The organism is Cobetia sp. PS-4MA, from assembly GCF_057670765.1.
Genome location: NZ_CM173107.1, coordinates 891,832 through 909,967 on the forward strand (window position 1 = coordinate 891,832; position 18,136 = coordinate 909,967).

Annotated in this window: 15 protein-coding genes and 1 riboswitch; of the genes, 4 read left to right on the forward strand and 11 right to left on the reverse strand. The window is 63.7% G+C overall.

Annotation, left to right across the window (positions count from 1 at the left end):
* Positions 1-3: 3 nt before the first annotated feature.
* The 5 genes from AC26AR_RS03815 to AC26AR_RS03835 form a co-directional block, all read right to left on the reverse strand.
* The gene (locus AC26AR_RS03815) at positions 4-1,377 is read right to left on the reverse strand and encodes an O-antigen ligase family protein (RefSeq protein WP_488107568.1); all 1,374 of its coding nucleotides are present in this window, start codon (positions 1,375-1,377) and stop codon (positions 4-6) included.
* Positions 1,378-1,384: 7 nt separating this feature from the next.
* Complete coding sequence (locus AC26AR_RS03820) at positions 1,385-2,839, reverse strand: GumC family protein (protein WP_488107569.1); 1,455 nt, start codon at positions 2,837-2,839, stop codon at positions 1,385-1,387.
* A gap of 58 nt (positions 2,840-2,897) precedes the next feature.
* Positions 2,898-4,070: a polysaccharide biosynthesis/export family protein gene (locus AC26AR_RS03825; protein WP_200019066.1), complete on the reverse strand. Its 1,173-nt coding sequence runs from the start codon at positions 4,068-4,070 to the stop codon at positions 2,898-2,900.
* Positions 4,070-4,429: an STAS domain-containing protein gene (locus AC26AR_RS03830; protein ID WP_488107570.1), complete on the reverse strand. Its 360-nt coding sequence runs from the start codon at positions 4,427-4,429 to the stop codon at positions 4,070-4,072. The genes AC26AR_RS03825 and AC26AR_RS03830 overlap by 1 nt, the downstream gene beginning before the upstream one ends.
* Positions 4,430-4,654: 225 nt before the next feature.
* On the reverse strand, positions 4,655-5,860 hold the full coding sequence (locus tag AC26AR_RS03835; RefSeq protein WP_082388128.1) for an AmpG family muropeptide MFS transporter: 1,206 nt from the start codon (positions 5,858-5,860) through the stop codon (positions 4,655-4,657).
* A 253-nt stretch (positions 5,861-6,113) separates the two neighbouring features.
* Between AC26AR_RS03835 and rfaH the strand changes: the two genes are divergently transcribed.
* Both rfaH and AC26AR_RS03845 read left to right on the forward strand, forming a co-directional pair.
* Positions 6,114-6,641 carry a transcription/translation regulatory transformer protein RfaH gene (rfaH, locus tag AC26AR_RS03840; protein ID WP_488107571.1) on the forward strand — a complete coding sequence of 176 codons (528 nt, stop codon included), beginning with the start codon at positions 6,114-6,116 and terminating at the stop codon, positions 6,639-6,641.
* A 68-nt stretch (positions 6,642-6,709) separates the two neighbouring features.
* Positions 6,710-7,216: an FKBP-type peptidyl-prolyl cis-trans isomerase gene (locus AC26AR_RS03845; protein WP_488107572.1), complete on the forward strand. Its 507-nt coding sequence runs from the start codon at positions 6,710-6,712 to the stop codon at positions 7,214-7,216.
* A 734-nt stretch (positions 7,217-7,950) separates the two neighbouring features.
* Here AC26AR_RS03845 and AC26AR_RS03850 read toward each other — a convergent pair.
* The gene (locus AC26AR_RS03850) at positions 7,951-8,322 is read right to left on the reverse strand and encodes a ComEA family DNA-binding protein (protein ID WP_488107573.1); all 372 of its coding nucleotides are present in this window, start codon (positions 8,320-8,322) and stop codon (positions 7,951-7,953) included.
* Between the two features lie 293 nt (positions 8,323-8,615).
* Here AC26AR_RS03850 and pyrF point away from each other — a divergent pair, with 293 nt between their 5' ends.
* Entirely contained in the window at positions 8,616-9,323 is a 708-nt protein-coding gene (gene pyrF, locus AC26AR_RS03855; RefSeq protein WP_084209187.1) for an orotidine-5'-phosphate decarboxylase, read from the forward strand.
* A 130-nt stretch (positions 9,324-9,453) separates the two neighbouring features.
* Here pyrF and AC26AR_RS03860 read toward each other — a convergent pair whose 3' ends face one another.
* The gene (locus tag AC26AR_RS03860; RefSeq protein WP_488107574.1) at positions 9,454-10,281 is read right to left on the reverse strand and encodes an SIMPL domain-containing protein; all 828 of its coding nucleotides are present in this window, start codon (positions 10,279-10,281) and stop codon (positions 9,454-9,456) included.
* Positions 10,282-10,538: 257 nt separating this feature from the next.
* Here AC26AR_RS03860 and AC26AR_RS03865 point away from each other — a divergent pair, with 257 nt between their 5' ends.
* Positions 10,539-11,399 carry an ABC transporter substrate-binding protein gene (locus tag AC26AR_RS03865; RefSeq protein ID WP_488107575.1) on the forward strand — a complete coding sequence of 287 codons (861 nt, stop codon included), beginning with the start codon at positions 10,539-10,541 and terminating at the stop codon, positions 11,397-11,399.
* Between the two features lie 15 nt (positions 11,400-11,414).
* On the opposite strand, the gene cobO is transcribed toward AC26AR_RS03865, so the two are convergent.
* The 4 genes from cobO to AC26AR_RS03885 all read right to left on the reverse strand — a co-directional run bounded on the left by cobO (position 11,415) and on the right by AC26AR_RS03885 (position 18,007).
* Positions 11,415-12,014: a cob(I)yrinic acid a,c-diamide adenosyltransferase gene (gene cobO, locus AC26AR_RS03870; RefSeq protein WP_488107576.1), complete on the reverse strand. Its 600-nt coding sequence runs from the start codon at positions 12,012-12,014 to the stop codon at positions 11,415-11,417.
* A gap of 83 nt (positions 12,015-12,097) precedes the next feature.
* Positions 12,098-13,984: a TonB-dependent receptor domain-containing protein gene (locus AC26AR_RS03875; RefSeq protein WP_488107577.1), complete on the reverse strand. Its 1,887-nt coding sequence runs from the start codon at positions 13,982-13,984 to the stop codon at positions 12,098-12,100.
* A 132-nt stretch (positions 13,985-14,116) separates the two neighbouring features.
* A riboswitch (cobalamin riboswitch) is annotated at positions 14,117-14,345 on the reverse strand.
* Between the two features lie 170 nt (positions 14,346-14,515).
* Entirely contained in the window at positions 14,516-15,757 is a 1,242-nt protein-coding gene (locus AC26AR_RS03880; protein ID WP_077371796.1) for a NupC/NupG family nucleoside CNT transporter, read from the reverse strand.
* Between the two features lie 282 nt (positions 15,758-16,039).
* Positions 16,040-18,007, reverse strand: a complete 1,968-nt coding sequence (locus AC26AR_RS03885) for a cation:proton antiporter (RefSeq protein ID WP_488107578.1) — start codon at positions 18,005-18,007, stop codon at positions 16,040-16,042.
* Positions 18,008-18,136: the final 129 nt, after the last annotated feature.

Below are 18,136 nucleotides of genomic sequence, written 5' to 3' on the forward strand. Positions count from 1 at the left end.
GGGTCATTTCGCTGCATCACCGTTGCCTGCGCTGGCGGGGTGGGCATCGGGCTCGGGATGAGATGCCTCCACATCCACCGGCCCCCTGTTGTGGATATGCCCCTCACTGGCGGGCAGGCTCGCCAGCTGGTGTGCCTTGCCGATCAGGATCAGTCCCGGCCAGATCAGATAGGCTAGGATCTCCAGGTTCTCGCCGAAGGAGTAGACGAACAGCAGCCCGACCATGATCAGTCCCAGCTGCACGACAGGCCGGCCGACCACGAAGCGCAGCAGATGCAGCAGGCTGACCAGCATCGGAATCAACAGCGCGAACAGACCGAAGATGCCCTTGACGAACAGCAGTCCATACCAGCTGTGGTGCGAGCCTATCGGCATGTACTCCACCAGGTGCGGGCCGCGCTCGACGATGCCGTGACCGAACCACGGTGCCTCGTTGCGCCAGCGATCCACCGCGATGCGCCCGAGCGCGGCGCGCACGCGGGTCGAGTCCGCCCGTGAGCCCTTGAAGGCGGCGATGAAGTTGTCGATGGCTTCCAGAATCGGCGCGCCGAGAAAGCCGCCGATCAAGCTCACGCCGGAGAAGCTGAACCACAGCCACGGCTTGTGCAGGCGCTTGAGCAGGAACATCCCGGCGCTGATCAATACCAGCGACACCAGCGCCATGCGCGAGCCGGACATCAGGATCATCAGCACGCTGCCACCGATGCCGATCGCCTTCCAGATGGGGTGCTTTTCCAGCAGGGCGCAGGCGAAGTAGATGCTGGCGACGAAGCCCACCGCCGGTGCCCAGGGGGTAAAGAGTCGCCAGCGTGGCATGCCGCTGCCGGGGTCGATCTCGTAGAGGGAAACGGCGAAGAATTCCGGTCCCGGCCCCCCGATGGCCTGCAGTGGCGAGACGAAGGGCACCTGGGGCAGCCCTGCCAGCCAGGCGCCGACGAACACCGGCAGCAACAGCATGGTATGCAGGCAGACGTGCATGGCCGCGCGGATGATCACCGCCGGGCGGATCGCCAGGCAGCCGATGATCGGGAAGACCGCCAGCAGCGCCCAGCCCTTGGCCCAGCCGATGGAGGACTTGATCAGCTTGCCGGTGCCCAGATTCTCGATCAGATGGCCGGCCAGCAGCGAGAATTCCATCACCAGCATGCCGATGATCCATACCCACAGTGGCCAGGGGAGGCGCGGAAAGCGTTGACGGCCCTTGAGGTGCAGCCAGGCGGCGCGCATCACCAGAGACCAGGCCAGCACCGGGGCCAGTACGTAGAGTCCACCGATCAGGTAGAACAGGTAGGTCGCGGTGATCGAGAACCAGATGATGCGCTCTTCCGGGGTCTCGGGGCGGACATCCGCCTCTGGCCCGGCCTTCAGGGAAAACATCGGCGGCTCACACGCTTTGCTGCAAGCGCAGCAGGTAGGGTTTTCTGATCCACAGGAGGATCAGGCCGATGATGCTGAAGACGCTCGCGGCCAGCGCACCGACGATGGCCAGCTTGATGCCCAGCGAGTCAGCCTTCTCGGGCAGTGGTGGCGGGTCGAGGATCTGCAGCATCGGGTAGCTGGCGAAGGGGTCGATCTGGCCGATGTCGATCTTGGCCAGTGCCGTGGTGTAGACCGCCGTGGCGACCTGTTGCTCGCGCAGCAGGTCCTGCAGCTGGGCTGCCTTGGCGACACTGTTGTCCAGTCGTTGCTGGCGAGCTGCCAGATTGGCGCGTCCGGTCTCGAGCTCGCTGATCACGCCGCGCCGCTGGGTGTCCAGGGTGATCAGCTCACCGACCAGACTGTCCTGGTTGGCATGGCCGGCGGCGGCCCGCAGCGCATTCTGGTTGCGTGAGGTCTGGCGGGGCAGCAACTCCCGCATGCGTGAGGCCAGCGAGCGTTCCAGTGAAGCGAGCCCCGCGGCCAGATTGATGACTTCCGGGTTGCGCTCGCCCCACTTGCCGCGCGCTTCATCGAGACTGGCCGCCTGCTCCGCTGCCTGCGTCAGCAGCGCCTGGTAGCGAGCATCACGCTGCAGTGCGATCACGCCCCCCGCCTGACTGGCATCGAGCCCCAGTCGGCTGGACAGGGTGGCGAGGCGGGCATTCAGCGCCGACAGCTCGCCATCCCGCATCTCGAGGGTGTCCTTGAACTCCTCGACACTCAGTGTCAGCTCCTTGAATTGCTCCATGGAGACCAGGCCTGACGTGGACTGGAAGTCCAGCAGCTTGCGCTGGGTGTCCTTGAGCGTGCGATCGTAGGTCTCGAGCGAGCGACGGATGACGGCTTCGCGTCGCGCCTGTTCATCGTTGCGCAGCTGTTCGATCACCTCATTGAAGGCATCGATGTGCGCATTGGCGCGTTCAAGCGCGGCCTTGGCGCTCGGTGCGCTGGTCTGGAAGGCGATCAGGGCGGTCTGGTCGGTCAACTTTATCTTCGGCTTGCCGTAATCGTCAGGATGCATGTCGACCGTGCTGGCGGCACGTTCCAGCACGGCAGGGCTCTCGGCGATGGCGCGGTAGTTGACCTTGGGGTCCAGCGAGGAACTCGAATAGGACGAATTGGCACTGGTGCTGGCCTGGCCGATGCTCTCGAAGTTCACCGACAGGCCGGAGCCGGTGCCCGGCAGAATCATCGTCCAGCTGGTGGTGTAGGTGACAGGTGCCACGGCGATGAAGGCGATGGTCAACCCCCAGATGACACTCAGGATGGCGGTCGCCAGCAACAGGTAGGCCGCGCGGCGGGTGCGCGGGCGCATGCTGGAGCCGCGCGCCGCCCAGCCCAGCAGGACGCCGAGTATCCGGCGTCCCAGTGAGGGCTTCGCTGTAGCTTTCGGCGTATCCGAGGCGCGGGACTCTGTCATGCACATCCTTGTCACGTGGGAGTGAATCGCCGCATCGCGGCAACGGGCGGGCGAAACGTTATAGCAGAGTGGCCGGCGTCAGCAGGTCAGTCAGCGTTCTGGCGATATCCCGGATATTGGTGACGCCGGAGTCATAGCAGCCGACCACATCTTCGGGCATCAGATAGGGATTGACGCCCACATCCGCCGGATTGGCCAACAGGGCATCGATACCGCGATCGACCACGACCGGCTGATGCGTCATCGGGTTGGTACTGATCAGCACCGCGCGGCGTGACCCGGAGGTCGCCTGGATGCCGCCGACGCAGTTGGCATTGATCACGCCCTGCAGCATGCGTACGCCGTAGGGCACCTGCGAGCGCAACACCGTGTAATTGCTGACGTTGTTGTTGTTGGCAGGGGTGGTCAGGTTGGAGGCATAGATGACGATGCCCGGCGCGGTGAGCGGCGAGGGGCGCATCAGCGCGGCCTGGAAGGCACCGCTGGAGGGTACGTGGATCCGGTCCCCAACACGCAGCCAGGGATTGGCGGCATACTCGCCGTCGATCAGGCCGCGCATGTCGAGAATCTGTGTCTGGCCGTCGCGAATCAGCTCGATATGGCTCAGGTCCGCATCGGGGCGGATACCGCCGGCCGTGGTCAAGGCCGCCGACAGACGGCGCTGTTGACTGGCATCGCCGCCGGCGAAGTCACGGCGCACCATGCGCTCTTCCGGCAGACGGGTATTGATGACCGCCTCGCCCGGGAAGAACACCGCGCCGGATACCGCAACGGCCAACGGCGCCCATTCCTCGAGCCGGATGCTGACATGCGCCAGCCCCGGGCGAATCAGCTCTTCCTGCACCAGACGCCGGGTGATCTCATCCGCCAGGGCGTCGATGGTCTTGTTGGAGGCCTCGACCGGTGAGAGCCACGGCAGGCGCAGGCGTCCGTCATGATCTACCTCATAGCTGCCATCGAAGAGTTCGCTGCCGGCAACCCTGACGCTCAGTCGATCGCCCGCTGCCAGCCGCTGGTCATCGCCTGCGGGCAGCTGCATGAAGCGATCATCGGCATGAGGAGCAGGCAGCTCCAGCGGCCAGTGGGTCGCCTGTTGCCAGTGATCTTCGGCGGGAGTGTCGTCCAGCATGATCGGCGTACAGCCGCTCATCAGGGCGGCCGTGATCGCGACGCCCAGCAGGCATCGAAGAGAGCAGACAAGGGAGGTGGGCCGAGCCAGGTCGCGTTTCATCAGGCTACCTCACGAGAAGGCCCTGTCCGTGTGTCACCGCTCGACTCCAGCAGCGGGTCGCGCTGATAGTAGATATCGAAGAGCTCGAACAGGCGCACGCGCTCCAGCTCTGCCTGCATGACCGGCGAGGGTTCGACCACCACCAGCGCCGCCGGGGACAGCGCATCATGCAGACTGACCAGTACCGAGAGCCCATCGGCATCGATGGCCTCGACATGGCTGAGGTCCACCGCCAGCGTGCCGGTGTGCTCAGGAATCATCGCCAGCATCTCCTGGCGGAAATAGCGCGCGAGCTCGCCTGTCAGCTGGGCAGGCGGCGTGATCATGATGCCTTCGTGAATCCGGGTGGTGATGGGCATGACGGGCTCCCTGTGCTTGATGTCACCGCCTGGCGCCAGCTGGGCCTGCGGTGCAGCTTGTTATCTTTATGCACTATGCCGCATAAGCATCGTTTACCTGCTGTTACAGTGTCAACGACGCCGACTGACTTGCCTCATTCTTTCTTGCTGGGTTTCGTGGTGCTACCTGCTGTTTTCGGGCTCTCCTGCTGTTTTCGGGCTTTCCAGGTTGCCTGCGCGACGTTGTCACTCGCCCGACATGGCGGGTGACTTGTGTGGCGTGGCCAGCATCGCGCCCCAGTGGCGGAAGCGCAGCAACAGCAACAAGCCCGGTATGGCGGCCAGCGTGCAGATCCAGAAGAAGCTGTCCCAGCCGGCCGCATCGGCCAGATAGCCGGAGGGCGCGGCAATCACCACGCGCGGCAGGCCCATGATCGATGAGAGCATCGCGTACTGGCCGGCGGTGAAGCGCTTGTCGGTCAGCGCGCCCATGAAGGCGATGAAGGCGGCGCTGCCCATGCCGGCTGCCAGATTCTCGAAGGCGACCACAGCCGCGAGCCACGCCAGCGAATCACCGACGTGATGCAGCCAGACGAAGCCGGCAGTCGACACCATCTGCAGGATGCCGAACCACCAGAGCGCCCGATAGATGCCGATGCGCATGATCATCAGGCCGCCGAAGAAGGTGCCGGCCAGCAACGGCCACAGGCCGAACAGCTTCACGGTCGCGCCGATCTGGGAGTTGCTGAAGCCGATGTCCTTGTAGAAGGGCGTGGTCAGATTGCCGGCCACGGAATCGCCCAGCTTGTAGAGCAGGATGAACAGCAGCAGCCAGATGGCACCATCGCGCTTCATGAAGTGGCGGATGGGGTCCCACAGGATCTCATGCAGATGATGGGCGCGCGGCGCGGCCTGAGCCTCGGGCTCCGGTGCCAGCAGGGTCACCAGCATGCAGGCGCCCAGGGTCGCGGCCATGATCAGGTAGGTCACGCGGAAGCCGATCATGTCGGCCAGCACCAGACCACCGGCTGAGGCCATCAACATGCCGATGCGGTAGCCATAGACATAGAAGCTGGAGCCCAGCCCCAGCTCGTTGTCTGGCAGATGCTCGCGCCTATAGGCATCGATCACGATGTCCTGGGTGGCGCTGAAGAAGCTGACCGCCAGGGCGATGGCCCCCATGGTCAGCGGCGACATGTGCGGGTCCTGCAGGGCCAGCAGCGCGATGAGAGCGGTCAGGGCCAGCTGGGCGATCATCAACCAGCCACGGCGCCGGCCGAGCACCGGCGGCATGATGCGGTCCAGCAATGGCGCCCACAGAAACTTGAGGGTATAGGGCAGGCCGACCAGCGCGAGCAGGCCCACGGCGTCAAGCGAGACACCGGCATCCGTCATCCAGGCCTGCAGCACGCTACCGGTCAGCAGCAGTGGCAGCCCGGAGGCGAAGCCCATCAGGAACGTGATACCATGACGGCCAACGAGTAAGCGTAAATCCTTTGAAGTCAAAGCCTTGCCTGTCCATGCAGAGGGTGTGGCCGCGCGTGTCACACGCACGGTGAGCGGCTATCTGCCGCTTGCGTCATTCATGGCCGGATTGTCGCACTGCCTGAGGGCAAGAGCCATGCATTGTCCTGCCGGTCAGCCGACAGGCATGATGCAGGTCGAGACACGCATGAGTGGGGCAGGCAGGCAATGAGAGGTCATCATGAGTGAAGCCCGAGAAGCTGCCAAGGCGCATTGGTATCTGATCCAGTGCAAGGGCGGGGAATCCTTCCGTGCGGCGGAGAACCTCACCAATCAGGGATTTCACGTCTTCCACCCTCTACTGGAGGTGGAAAAGAAGCGCGGCGGCAAGCTGCGTTGGGTCGAAGAGCCGCTCTTCCCCTATTACCTGTTCATACGCCTCGATCAGATGGATGACAACTGGCGTCCGATTCGCTCGACCCGTGGCGTGCTCAAGCTGGTCAGCTTCGGCAACACGCCGACGGCGGTGCCGACGCCTCTGGTGGAAGCCCTGATCGCCAGCGGCGAGCTACGCCAGGAACAACCGCCGGAAAATGTCTATTTCCGGGCCGGCGAGCAGGTCGAGATCATCGATGGTCCCTTGAGTTCGCTCAGTGGCGTCTTCGAGAGCGCGAAGGGCGATGAGCGCGTCATCGTGCTGCTCAATCTGATCAATCAGCAACAGCGTGTCGAGCTTTCCAGTCGTCAGCTGCGGCGCAGCGAAAGCTGAGCTGTCGTCCTGTCTCATCCGACTTGATCCGCGAGACCGTATTGCACCTTTCTTCTGGAGTGGTTCCCATGGCGATTACTTCCCAGCAGGTCGTCAGCCTGCATTACACCCTGCGCACCGCTGATGGCACTGTGCTGGATAGCTCCCTTGAGCGTGAGCCGATGGATTACCTGCATGGCCATGACAATATTCTGGCAGCGCTCGAGAGCGCGCTTGAGGGCTGTGATGTCGGCGACCGCAAGGTCGTCAACCTGACACCGGCGGAAGGCTTCGGTGAGCGGGATGAGGGGCTGGTCCAGTACTTCGGGCGTGATGCCTTCGGCCCGGGGGAGCTTGCACCGGGCATGCGCTTCCAGGCGCGAACTCCCGAAGGGCAGCGCTCGGTGACCGTACTGGAAGTCGGTGATCAGCAGGTCAAGGTCGATGCCAATCACCCGTTGGCAGGCCAGGCGCTCAGCTGGGATGTCGAGGTACTGGAGGTCCGCGATGCCACTCGGGCCGAGTTGGCAGCAGGCCATCCGCTGGGGCTTGAGGTGAGCCATACCGAAGTGGAAGACAAGAAGGTGCGTCGATGAAGTCGCACTGATGCCGCATGCCGCTTCAGGGGTCTCCCTGTCGCTGATCAGGAAGGCGCTTTCGATGATGATCGAAGGCGCCTTCTTCGTTTCGGGTCTGCTGCGTTTCGGGTCTGCTGCGTGTCATTCCGGGACTGATTCATGGGAGCGGAGTGCCCATGAATTGACGTGGATCATGAAGGCAGCGGCGTGATGCCACCCAGGCTCTCGAAATTGACGCATGTCATCTTCGCCTGCCGATGATCGCGATAGAGTGCTCATGTCGAGACGGGCGGCGTACGAGGATGCCGCATGGGGCATCATGCTTCGGGGGAGATACTCTTCGAGGTGTCGGAAAGCGGCGCAGGCCACCGTCTGGTCAGGGAGGAGTTGCAAGGCGTCGGTTGCCGGCAGAGGCAGGCGCTTGAGGAAGCCCCTTGGGGAAGGGGAAAGCCAGGGATGGCTTCACTGCCAGAATCGGGCATGCAGGTGCCCGATTCACCGTCAGGGGAGGGGGAAACCCCGCTGGCCGGCCTTCGGGTCGGCTTTTTTTCGTGGCAGGAAAGCAACGCCTCATGTAAGCCGTGCTTCTCGGACACCGTCGTGTTGACCCCGACGATGAAGCAGCGCCGCAGGAAGTCTGCGGCGCTGCTTTTGTCGGAACTCCCCTGCCGCTGGCCAGGCTGGTCTTTCGCCGGTGGATTCTCACCACCTGCAGGGTGGCGGGAGTCGAGACCTGACCTCGGCCGTCTTGGTCAGCTCTGGTTGCTGGTGATCTCCCTGGGCGTCGCCTCACCGGATGTCTTGACCGTCGGTGCGACCTTGTCGCTGACCGGCTGACCCGTCGTTATGGCGCTGTTGCCGGTCTTGTCGAGCGTCAGTGTGGTCTCCATGCGTTCGAGCGTGTTGGCACTGATGCCCTTGACCTCAGCCAGCTGATCGATGCTGGTGAAGGGGCCGTTGGCCTTGCGCCAGGCGACGATGGCCTGTGCCTTCTTGTCACCGATGCCCTTGAGCTGAGTCAGTTGCTCAGGGGTGGCGGTGTTGATGTTCATCTCGGCAGCCTGCGTCAGAGGGGTGAAAGCCATCAGGCCTGCGACGACGAGTGATCCCATCAGAGTTTTCATGAGCTTTTCCTTGTTTCATGATGATTGTCGGGGCGTCCGGTCAGGCCGTGATGCCCTGTGCCCAGCACGTGAATCACTGTGGCTGAAGGATGAGTTTTGTAGTCATTAAGAATTAAACGATTCCTCATCCCTGGGGGCGCTTCAGCGCTCAACGCGCGAAAGTGCTAGCGCGAATAGCGAGCTGATTCGATTCGGCTTTCTCTGAGCTTACAGGTGCGTTGGTGGGCGCTATAATGTTGCCCCGAGCCCATGACCCCCTGTCATCGCGCCTAGTCTCATTGCCCGGAGCCCGGATGCCTGCCACGACTTCCCCCCTGATCATCGCCCTCGATTACCCGGATATGGCCGCCGCACTGGCCATGGCGGACCAGCTGGATCCGACGCGCTGCCGCGTCAAGGTGGGCAAGGAGCTGTTCACGCGAGTGGGGCCGGACATCCTCAAGGCGCTGCATCAGCGCGGCTTCGAGGTCTTTCTGGATCTCAAGTTCCACGATATTCCCAATACCACCGCGCAGGCCGTGCTGGCGGCTGCCGAGCACGGTGTCTGGATGACCAACGTGCACGCCGGTGGTGGCGCGCGCATGATGGAAGCCGCCGCCAGTGCACTGGCCACGCGCCAGCTCGAGACGCGCCTGATTGCCGTGACCGTGCTGACCAGCATGGAGCAGAGTGATCTTGCGGGTATCGGTCTGGATGTCACGCCACTGGCCCAGGTCGAGCGTCTGGCGAGCCTTGCCCAGCAAAGCGGCATGCACGGTGTGGTGTGCTCGGCGCGCGAGACACCCAGTCTCAAGGCGCTGTGTGGGCCGGACTTCCTCAAGGTGACGCCCGGTATCCGCCCGAGCTTTGCCCAGGCCGGTGATCAGCGACGCACCATGACGCCGGGCGAGGCAATGGCGGCTGGTAGCACCCACCTGGTGATCGGGCGTCCGGTCACTCAGGCCGAGAATCCCATGGCAGCGCTTGCCGCCATCGAGACGGAGCTTGGTGGCCGGGCGTAAGTCAGCGCCCGAGGGGATGTGAATCGCGGGGCGTCACTCTCGAGATAGGCCGAGCTTCCGTCACGCGTGGACGCCAGCGGCTCTGGACAAGCGGCTGGCGTCTTGAGAGTGGCGTTCGGGGTGTCGACGCTCAGTCGGCTGATGTCAGTCCCCAGCTGACCTGCACATCACTTTCCAGTGACAGCTCGCCGGGACGATACTCGTTGCCACCACTCTTGGCTTCTGCCATGTCGGCGCGCATGGTCATCATCGGCGGGCGAGGGCTCTGGGAAGATTCATTGATCGACTGCACATCACCCAGTGTCGCTCCCAGCGTCTCGGCCATCAGTTCGGCCTTGTGGCGTGCCTTGGTCAGGGCTTGCTGCAGTACCTTGTCCTCGAGTGCTGCACGATCACTGAGCTGATATTGCACGCCCGCCAACTGATTCACCCCCGCTCCCAACAGCAGGTCGATCACCTCCGGCACCTGGTCCAGATCCTTCAGCGAAATGCTGATCGGGCGCTCGAGATGGGTACGCTGCCATTGCTGCGGGTTCTGATCATTGGCCGTGCGCTCGTAATAGCGCTCCGGTCGCAGGGTCAGGCTGCCCGCCTTGATCAGGCGACTCTCGATACCGGCGCTTTCCAGTGCCTGGATCAGCGTGCTCATGCGGCCTTCCAGTGTCTGGCGGGCCTGGCGCGCGGCTTCTCCCTGCTTCTGACTGTCCGGTGCCTTGTCGTCCACCTTGCTGGCCGGTGTCTTCTCCCAGAGACGCGCCTCGATGCTGGCCTTGTCCGGCGCGGCTTCGATGCTGGCACTGGCACTGACATGGACAAGCGCCGGTGCAGGTGTCTGGTCAGCCTGTGCCGTACTCACGGCGCTGACGGCACTCAGTGCCAGCACCAGCCCTAGCCGCAAGAAGGAATGCTGGACGCCTGAACTCGCGTCGGCAGTTACGGATGGCAGGATGCGGGGCATGGAAACTCCTTTTTGGCACATGGCGATATTGTCATATGGTGATATTTTCATATGTCGATATTGACACAGAATGATGGCGTGAACGTCCGACATCGCGTGGATCACGATAGCACTTCGCACGAGACGCGCTGAAGCGATCGTGTGCCTCGATCAGGCATCTCATGGCGTCAGGGACGTCGCGGTCATACAGGAGCGATACCATCAATACCGTCACGCTATCTCAGGGGCGACGCGCGCTCCTCGGGGGACTGTCAGCGTTGCTGCTCACCGCAATGCCGTCGCTCGCCTGGGCGGCGAGTCTTTCCGTCGTGGATGATGGTGGCGAGACGGTGACGCTTTCCCGGCCCGCTCATCGTGTGGTCACCCTGGCGCCCCATGCCGCGGAGCTGGTCGCGGCGGCGGGAGGGCTTGCACATCTGGTCGCCGTCAGCCAGGGCAGTGATTACCCGCCACAGGTCAAGACGCTGCCGCGTGTCGCGAGCTATCAAGGGCCGAATCTGGAGGCGGTGCTGGCGGCCAGACCCGCGCTGATCGTGGCGTGGGGCAGCGGGCTGTCCGCGGAAATGCAGGCGCGCCTGGCGGCGCTGGGGCTGACGACCTTCCTCAGCGAGCCCAGGACATTGGCGCAGGTACTCTCCAATATCGAGCGCCTGGGGGTGTTGATGGGCACCCGGCCCGAGGCAGAGGCCTACGTGGCGCGTATCGAGAAGCGCATCAGTCATCTGGAGGCACGCGATGGCATGGAGGGCGACGCGCCCTTGCCGGTCTTCTTCCAGCTGGGCGAGAGCCCGATGACGACTCTGGCAGGAGGGCATCTGGTCAATGAATTGATTCGCCGCTGCGGGGGAGAGCCGTTGTTGTCTGACGCCCCCACCGTGGTGCCTCAGATACGCCGTGAAGCGCTGTGGCTGGCAGGGCCTCGGCTGATTCTGCATCCGGTGGCCGCAGGCGCCCCCCGTGAGCGTTGGAAGGCAGCCTGGCGAGCCAGGGGTGGCCCGCTGGCCTCGGTGGCGCTTGTCGGACTGGATCCGGACCCGGTCAGCCGTCCGGGGCCGCGCAGCGTCGAGGCGATGGCGCAGATCTGCCATGCCATCTCGGTGCAGCGCGCAGCGCGGTGACGTGGGTCGAGCTGCTCAGAAGTCGATGCCGCGGCGCGCCTTGAGGCCATGATTGAAGCCGTGACGTATCTCGGTCATCTCGGTGACGGTATCGGCACAGGCAACGATCTCGCCGTTGGCATTGCGTCCGGTGATGATGACGGTCTGCTCCTCGGGGCGACCTTCCAGCGCCGTCATCACCTCTTCCAATGGCAGGTAGCCGAACTTGACCATGTAGGTCAGTTCATCAAGCACGACCAGATAGACGCTTTCATCGCGCATCAGGCGCTTCGCTTCCTGCCACACCGCCTGACAGGCCGCGGTATCGGCGTCACGATTCTGGGTGTCCCAGGTGAAGCCGGTGGTCATGGCGTGGACTTCCAGATTGGCATCCTCTGCAAGGCGCTCACGCTCCCCGCACTCCCACAGTCCCTTGATGAACTGGATGACACCGACCTTGTAGCCATAGCCGAGTGCCCGGGTGATGGTGCCCCATGCAGCGGTCGTCTTGCCCTTGCCGTTGCCGGTGAAGACCAGCAGCTGGCCGCGCTCCTCATTGGCCTGTGCCACCTTGTCGTCGACATGTGACTTGAGCTTTTCCATTGCCGTCTTGTGGCGGGTATTGCGGTCCGTCATGCGTGTGCTCCGTCAGTCATTGTCACTGCGCCGCTCTCGGGGCGGCGCAGTGAGGAGTGTGGCCCGTCGTCAGTCATAGGTGCTCAGAAATAGAAGGTCACGCCGCCTTCGACGTAACGCCCCTGGGTGTTGTAGCCGTTGACCAGCTGATAATCACGATCGAAGACGTTCTCCAGCTTGGCGCTCAGCTTGACGTTCTGCATCACCTGCCAGCTGGTGCGCAGGTCGAAGACGCCATAGCCGGCGGTGCGAGTATCCGTGTAGGTATCGGCATCGGTATCGCTGCGGCTGGCACTGCCACGCAGCGTTGCTCCGAAGCTCCAGTCGGCGAGGGCGTAATCGGCATCCAGGCGCGCAAAGCGCTTGGCCCGACGTTTCAGCTGCTCTCCTGTCTCGCGGTCTTCCGGGTCCTGCCAGGTCATGGCGAGATTGACGCTGAGCGCGTCACCTTTCCAGCCACTGCTCAGCTCGATGCCACGGATGCGTGAGCGGTCGATATTGATTGGCGTGAAGTCGGCGCCTTCGTAGCTGATCAGATTGTCGATATCCGTCTGGAAGGCATTGACGCCCACATGCCACCGCTGCTCCTGCAGACGCCAGAAGAGTTCGGCCGTGGTGGAGGTCTCGGCATCCAGATCCGGGTTGCCTGAGCCGTAAGGGCTGTAGAGATCGATCAGGTTGGGGGCCTTGAAGGCGCTCGAGTAGCTGGCGCCGAGCTGCTGTGTCTGAGTCAGGTCATAGGCATAGCTGGAGCCACCGGTCATCTGATGACCATAACGATTGTCATCGTCATACCGCAGGCTGGTGGTGACGTGATGGCGTTGTTGCTGGAGCTGCCAGCTGCCATAGACCCCCGTGGCATAGCGGCTGTCCACTTCATAGCCGTCGGCGGTGAAGTAGGGGCCATCGGCGTCCAGACTTTCCTCGCGGTGATCCACCCCCAGGCTGAGCGTGCCGAGGTCGGTGTAGAAGTCGTGGCGCAGGCCGATCTCGTTGCGGGCACTGGCGACACGCCCGGCATCGCTGCCGGCTTCAGTGTTCTCGTACTCGTCGCGCGTACGCGCCACGCTGACCGTCATGTCCCAGTTCGGGTTCAGGTGGGTCAGCAGGCTGGCATCCAGTACCAGCTGGCTACCTTCTCCGCTGCAGTCTTCAGAGGCACTGAAGCTGCTGTCGTAGCAATCGTCGTAATCGTAGTCGGTGTCGGTCTTGGCGACGCCGAGAGACAGCGTGGCTCGCTGGCCGAAGTCGTGCCCAAGGCGCAGTTCGGCGCCCGTGGCCTCGTAGCCATCATCTTCACTGCCGGTATCGCGGGCGGAGAAACCATCGCTTTCATCATGATGGAGATTGGCGGAGAGACGCGTGTCATCTTCCACCGAGCTGAACTGGGCGTTCTGGCGGAAGGTGCCGTCGCTGCCGGCGCGCAGCGTGACTTCCGCGTGCTGGCCGACTTCGCTGCCGCCACGCGTGATCAGGTTGATCACGCCGCCGATGGCATCGGCGCCGTAGACGCTGGCGCGCGGCCCCCGCACGATCTCGACACGTTCGATGGCAGACAGCGGCAGAAATTCGAAGTGCGCCAGGCCATCGGCGCTGTTGGCGATGCGCTGGCCGTTGACCAGGATCAAGGTGTGGTCGGACTCGGTGCCGCGCATGAACAGGCTGGTCTGGCTCCCCATCGGACCGCTGCGCGCGACTTCGATGCCATTGCGCGACTGCAGAAGGTCCACCAGCGAGCTGGCCTGCAGGCGTTCGATCTCGCCACGCGTGATGACGTCGGTGCTGGCCAGCACATCATTCTGCAGCTGGGGGATGCGATTGGCGGTGACCTGAACGGTCTCCAGGCTATCCGATGAAGGGGCGGTGGTCTTCTGTGCCGCCAGGGCAGGAGGTGTCAGCAGCAGCAGACTGCCCACGAGGGTGTACTTGGCCTGCGCGTGCGCGCGACCACGGGTCTTGTAAGTATTCATGAATGATCCTCAAGCGTCAGACGCAATGAGGAGGACAGGCGTGACAGGGTGCGTGGATGCACATCGTCGCGGCGTGCCCCTTTGAAAAAGGACATCCCGACGAATTTGCCACTGGTGAGGCCCTCCGCATCAACCAGTGTGGAAGCGAGGGCCGGTCTCCGGACTGACGCCTGGCGGACGTCCTGTTGGAACGTCTCACCCCCTCATGCGCCTTCCCACCTCCTTCCCTTGAGGGTCGTCACGAGGACGTCCCGGAGGCAGTGGCTGGTCATCTCGACCGGCATGAGCGTTGCGATCACCGTTGCGGGGGCAGTACGGGGCTTTCACCCGATTCCCGAGCACCCAGGCTTCTACCCGAGCTATTGTCTGGGGAGGGCGACAGGGAGTCAATCGGCAGGCCCCGTCGTCTGCCGGTCTGGCGTTCGCTGGCTCGTGACGCGGGCTGGATACGACAACGCCCGCACTGGGCGGGCGTTGTCGAGAGGTCACCTGACGGCGTGTCTCACTCGCATGCGAGGCTTGCGATGAGCGTCACAGCGACAGGAACAGTCCGGCAAGACTGGCTGACATCAGGTTGGAGAGCGTGCCGGCGAGAATCGCCTTCATGCCCATCTGCGCGATGTCACTGCGGCGGTTCGGTGCCATCAGTCCCAGGCCGCCCATCAGGATGGCCACGGAGGACAGATTGGCGAAGCCACACAGCGCGAAGATGATGATCGCTTCGGAATGCTCGGACAGCTTGATCTGATGGCTGGCGAGGTCGGCGAAGGCGACGAACTCGTTGAGCACCAGCTTCTGACCGATGAAGCTGCCGGCCTGGATGGCTTCATGCCACGGCACGCCGATGACCCAGGCGACCGGCGCGAAGGCGTAGCCCAGCAGCAGCTGCAGCGTGATGTCCTGATAGCCGAACAATCCACTGACCCAGCCGATGATGATGTTGCCCAGCGCGATCAAGGCGATGAAGGCCAGCAGCATGCCGCCGACATTGATGGCCAGCTGCACGCCGGATGCTGCGCCGGACGCGGCAGCATCGATGACGTTGGTCGGGCGATCGATGTCCTTGCCCAGGGCTTCCTCGACACTCTGGGTCTTGGATTCGGTCTCCGGGATCAGCATCTTGGCCATCAGCAGGCCACCCGGGGCTGCCATGAAGGACGCTGCCAGCAGGTACTTGAGGTCAATGCCCAGCGAGGCATAGCCCACCAGCACGGAACCGGCCACGGAGGCCAGGCCACCGGTCATCACCGCGAACAGTTCCGAGCGGGTCATGCCGGCGATGAACGGACGCACGACCAGCGGTGCTTCGGTCTGGCCGACGAAGATGTTGGCCGCGGCGGACAGCGATTCGGGACGACTGGTGCCGAGAATCTTCGACAGGCCGCCACCCAGCACGCTGATCACGACGTTCATCACGCGCAGGTGGTAGAGCACCGCGATCAATGACGAGAAGAACACGATGATCGGCAGTACGCGCAGAGCGAACACGAAACCACCACCACCGAAGACTTCGAACATCTTGTCGCTGACCAGGCCACCGAACAGGAAGTCCATGCCCACGTTGGCGCTGGACATGACGGCCTGAACCCCTTCGCTGAGACCGAGCAGCATGCTCTTGCCGGCGGGAACGTAGAGTACGAATGCCCCCAGCAATGCCTGGATGGCAAAGGCCCCCAGTACGGTGCGCAAGCTGATGGCGCGTCGGTTTTCAGATAATAGGAAGGCGATCCCCAGGAGGGCTAAGACGCCCACCAGGCCCATGACGATCTGCATCAAGCAGCTCCTGAATGCGTAGGTGTTACGTTGAGGACAAGGCAATAGCGCTGGCTGCCGGACAGGGCTGCCAAAACTGGCGCGTACTCTACCAGCATTTTGGGCGGCTGTCGGAGTCTGCCACTAACGTTTTAGGCATTTTTTGTGAATCCCGCTTCGCGGCTGTGCGCCATTCGCCACGAGGCCCGCCGGAAGCGGGCCTCGTGGTCAGGGGGCTGGCATCATCTCCGGGCGCCGTGCTGTCTGCGCGCATGCCGTTTTCGAGATGCATTCAAGCCGTCATCAGGCTCGGCCACCGGGGAGACGGCTGGCGGGTAGGGGGCCGGAGCCCGTGGCGGTGCCGGGATTCGCGGTGGAGCGGGTGGAGGAACTCGCGTCAGAGCCTGCCCCTTCTGCGGCCTGGGATGACTTGCTCGATTCGGCCTTGTCCACCTTCGATTGTGCCGGTCGGGTCAGCTCAGGCGAGTCGGCATAGATCAGGCTGATCAGCGTCTCACCGGCCTTGGGTTCCAGTGCGACGGCGGAATTGGCGATGCGAATCCGGCCCTGGCTGCTGATGCAGAACAGGGTCAGCAGGCGGTCATCATGAATCCGGCGATAGTCCTCGAGACTGAAGTTCTCGCTGATGCGGGCACGCCGGAACTCCGCCCCCTGTGACAGCAGGCTGGCCAGCTTGGCGTAGGTGACCTGGCCATCGAACAACAGCGGCAGGTGGCCGAGCGCCTGGTCCTGCTGGCGCTTGGCATTCTTGCCATTGTCCTCGGCGAGCCGGAAGACCCGGCCGTGGCCGAGGATGTGCTCGAAATGCAGCGCCGCGAGGCTGTTGAGCTCGCGATAGGGCGACAGGGGCATGAGATGGCCGATGCCCGTTAACTCGAGATGCTGTGAGGCATGCTCGGACAGCGGGTTGCCGTAATAGACCGGCAGGCCTGCCATGCGGGCTTCCTGTACCGCGTCCCAGTTGGTATCGGTCAGGCGTACCGAGAAGCCGGCATCCACCAGCTCGCGGGCGACCAGGCGCGACACCGAGTTGGCCCCGAGAATCAGGAAGCCCGAGGGCGGTGGCTCACCGACACCCAGTACCTTGACGATGGGGCGTGACAGCAAGCTCTGGATCACCACCGTGCCGATGATGACCAGGAAGGTCATCGGGACCAGCATCTCGGCGCCTTCGATGCCCTGGGATTCGAGCTTGAGCGCGAACAGCGAGGCCACGGCGGCCGCGACGATACCGCGAGGAGACAGCCAGGCCAGCAGCGCCTTCTCGCGCAGCGTCAATTCGCTGCCCAGGGTGCACAGCCAGACAGTCAGCGGGCGCGCGACCCACATCAACACGGCCAGGAAGACCCACGCCGGCCAGGACAGCAGCGAAAGCTGCTCGACGGTCAGGCGCCCCGCCAGCAGTAGAAACAGCCCGGAGATCAACAGGACGGTGAGCGTCTCCTTGAACTCGATGATCTGCTGGGTAGGCACGCCGCGCATGTTGGCCAGCCATACCCCCATGACGGTCACGGTCAGGAGTCCGGATTCGTGGAACAGGGTATTGGAGATGGCGAAGAGTCCCAGCATCACCATCAGGGTGCCGAAGTTGTGCAGCTTCTGGGGCAGCCAGAAGTGGCGCAGCACCAGCCCCCAGCACCAGCCGCCCAGCGCGCCCATGCCAAGGCCGAGGCCCACCGTCTGGGCGAACAGCACCAGGGTATGTGACACCGCATTGCCGGTCATGCCCAGTGCGACGTACTCATAGACAAGTACCGCCAGCAGCGCGCCCACCGGGTCGATCATGATGCCTTCCCAGCGCAGGATCTGGGTCAGGTTGCCGCGCGCGCGCAGGGTCTGCAGCAATGGCATCACCACGGTCGGGCCTGTCACCACCAGCAGTGCCCCGAGCACGGCGGCCATCTCCCAGCGCATGTCGAGCAGATAATGCGCCGCCACGGTGCCGATCACGCCGGTGATCACCACCCCGGTGGTCACCAGTCGTCTGACGATGTGCCCGTGTCCCCGCAGGTCCTTGAAGTCCAGCGTCAGACTGCCCTCGAACAGGATCACCGCCACTGCCAGCGAGACCAGCGGGAACAGCAGGTCTCCCAGCAGTTCATCCGGCTTGAGCCAGCCCGTGACGGGGCCGGCAAGGATGCCAACGATCAGCAGCGGCAGGATGGCGGGCAGACGCATGCGCCAGGCCAGCCATTGACAGCCGAGAGCCATCAGACCGATCAGGGTCAGGGCCAGTGCGGGTTCCGTCATCGGGAAGCTTCCTTGGAGTCAGCGAAAATGAGCGGTGCCACTGACGCGGTCACCGCTCATCGAATCGTCTTGTCTCGGCCAGATGCCAACATCACGGCTGGCCGGAAGGGCGCAGACTAGCGATTGATT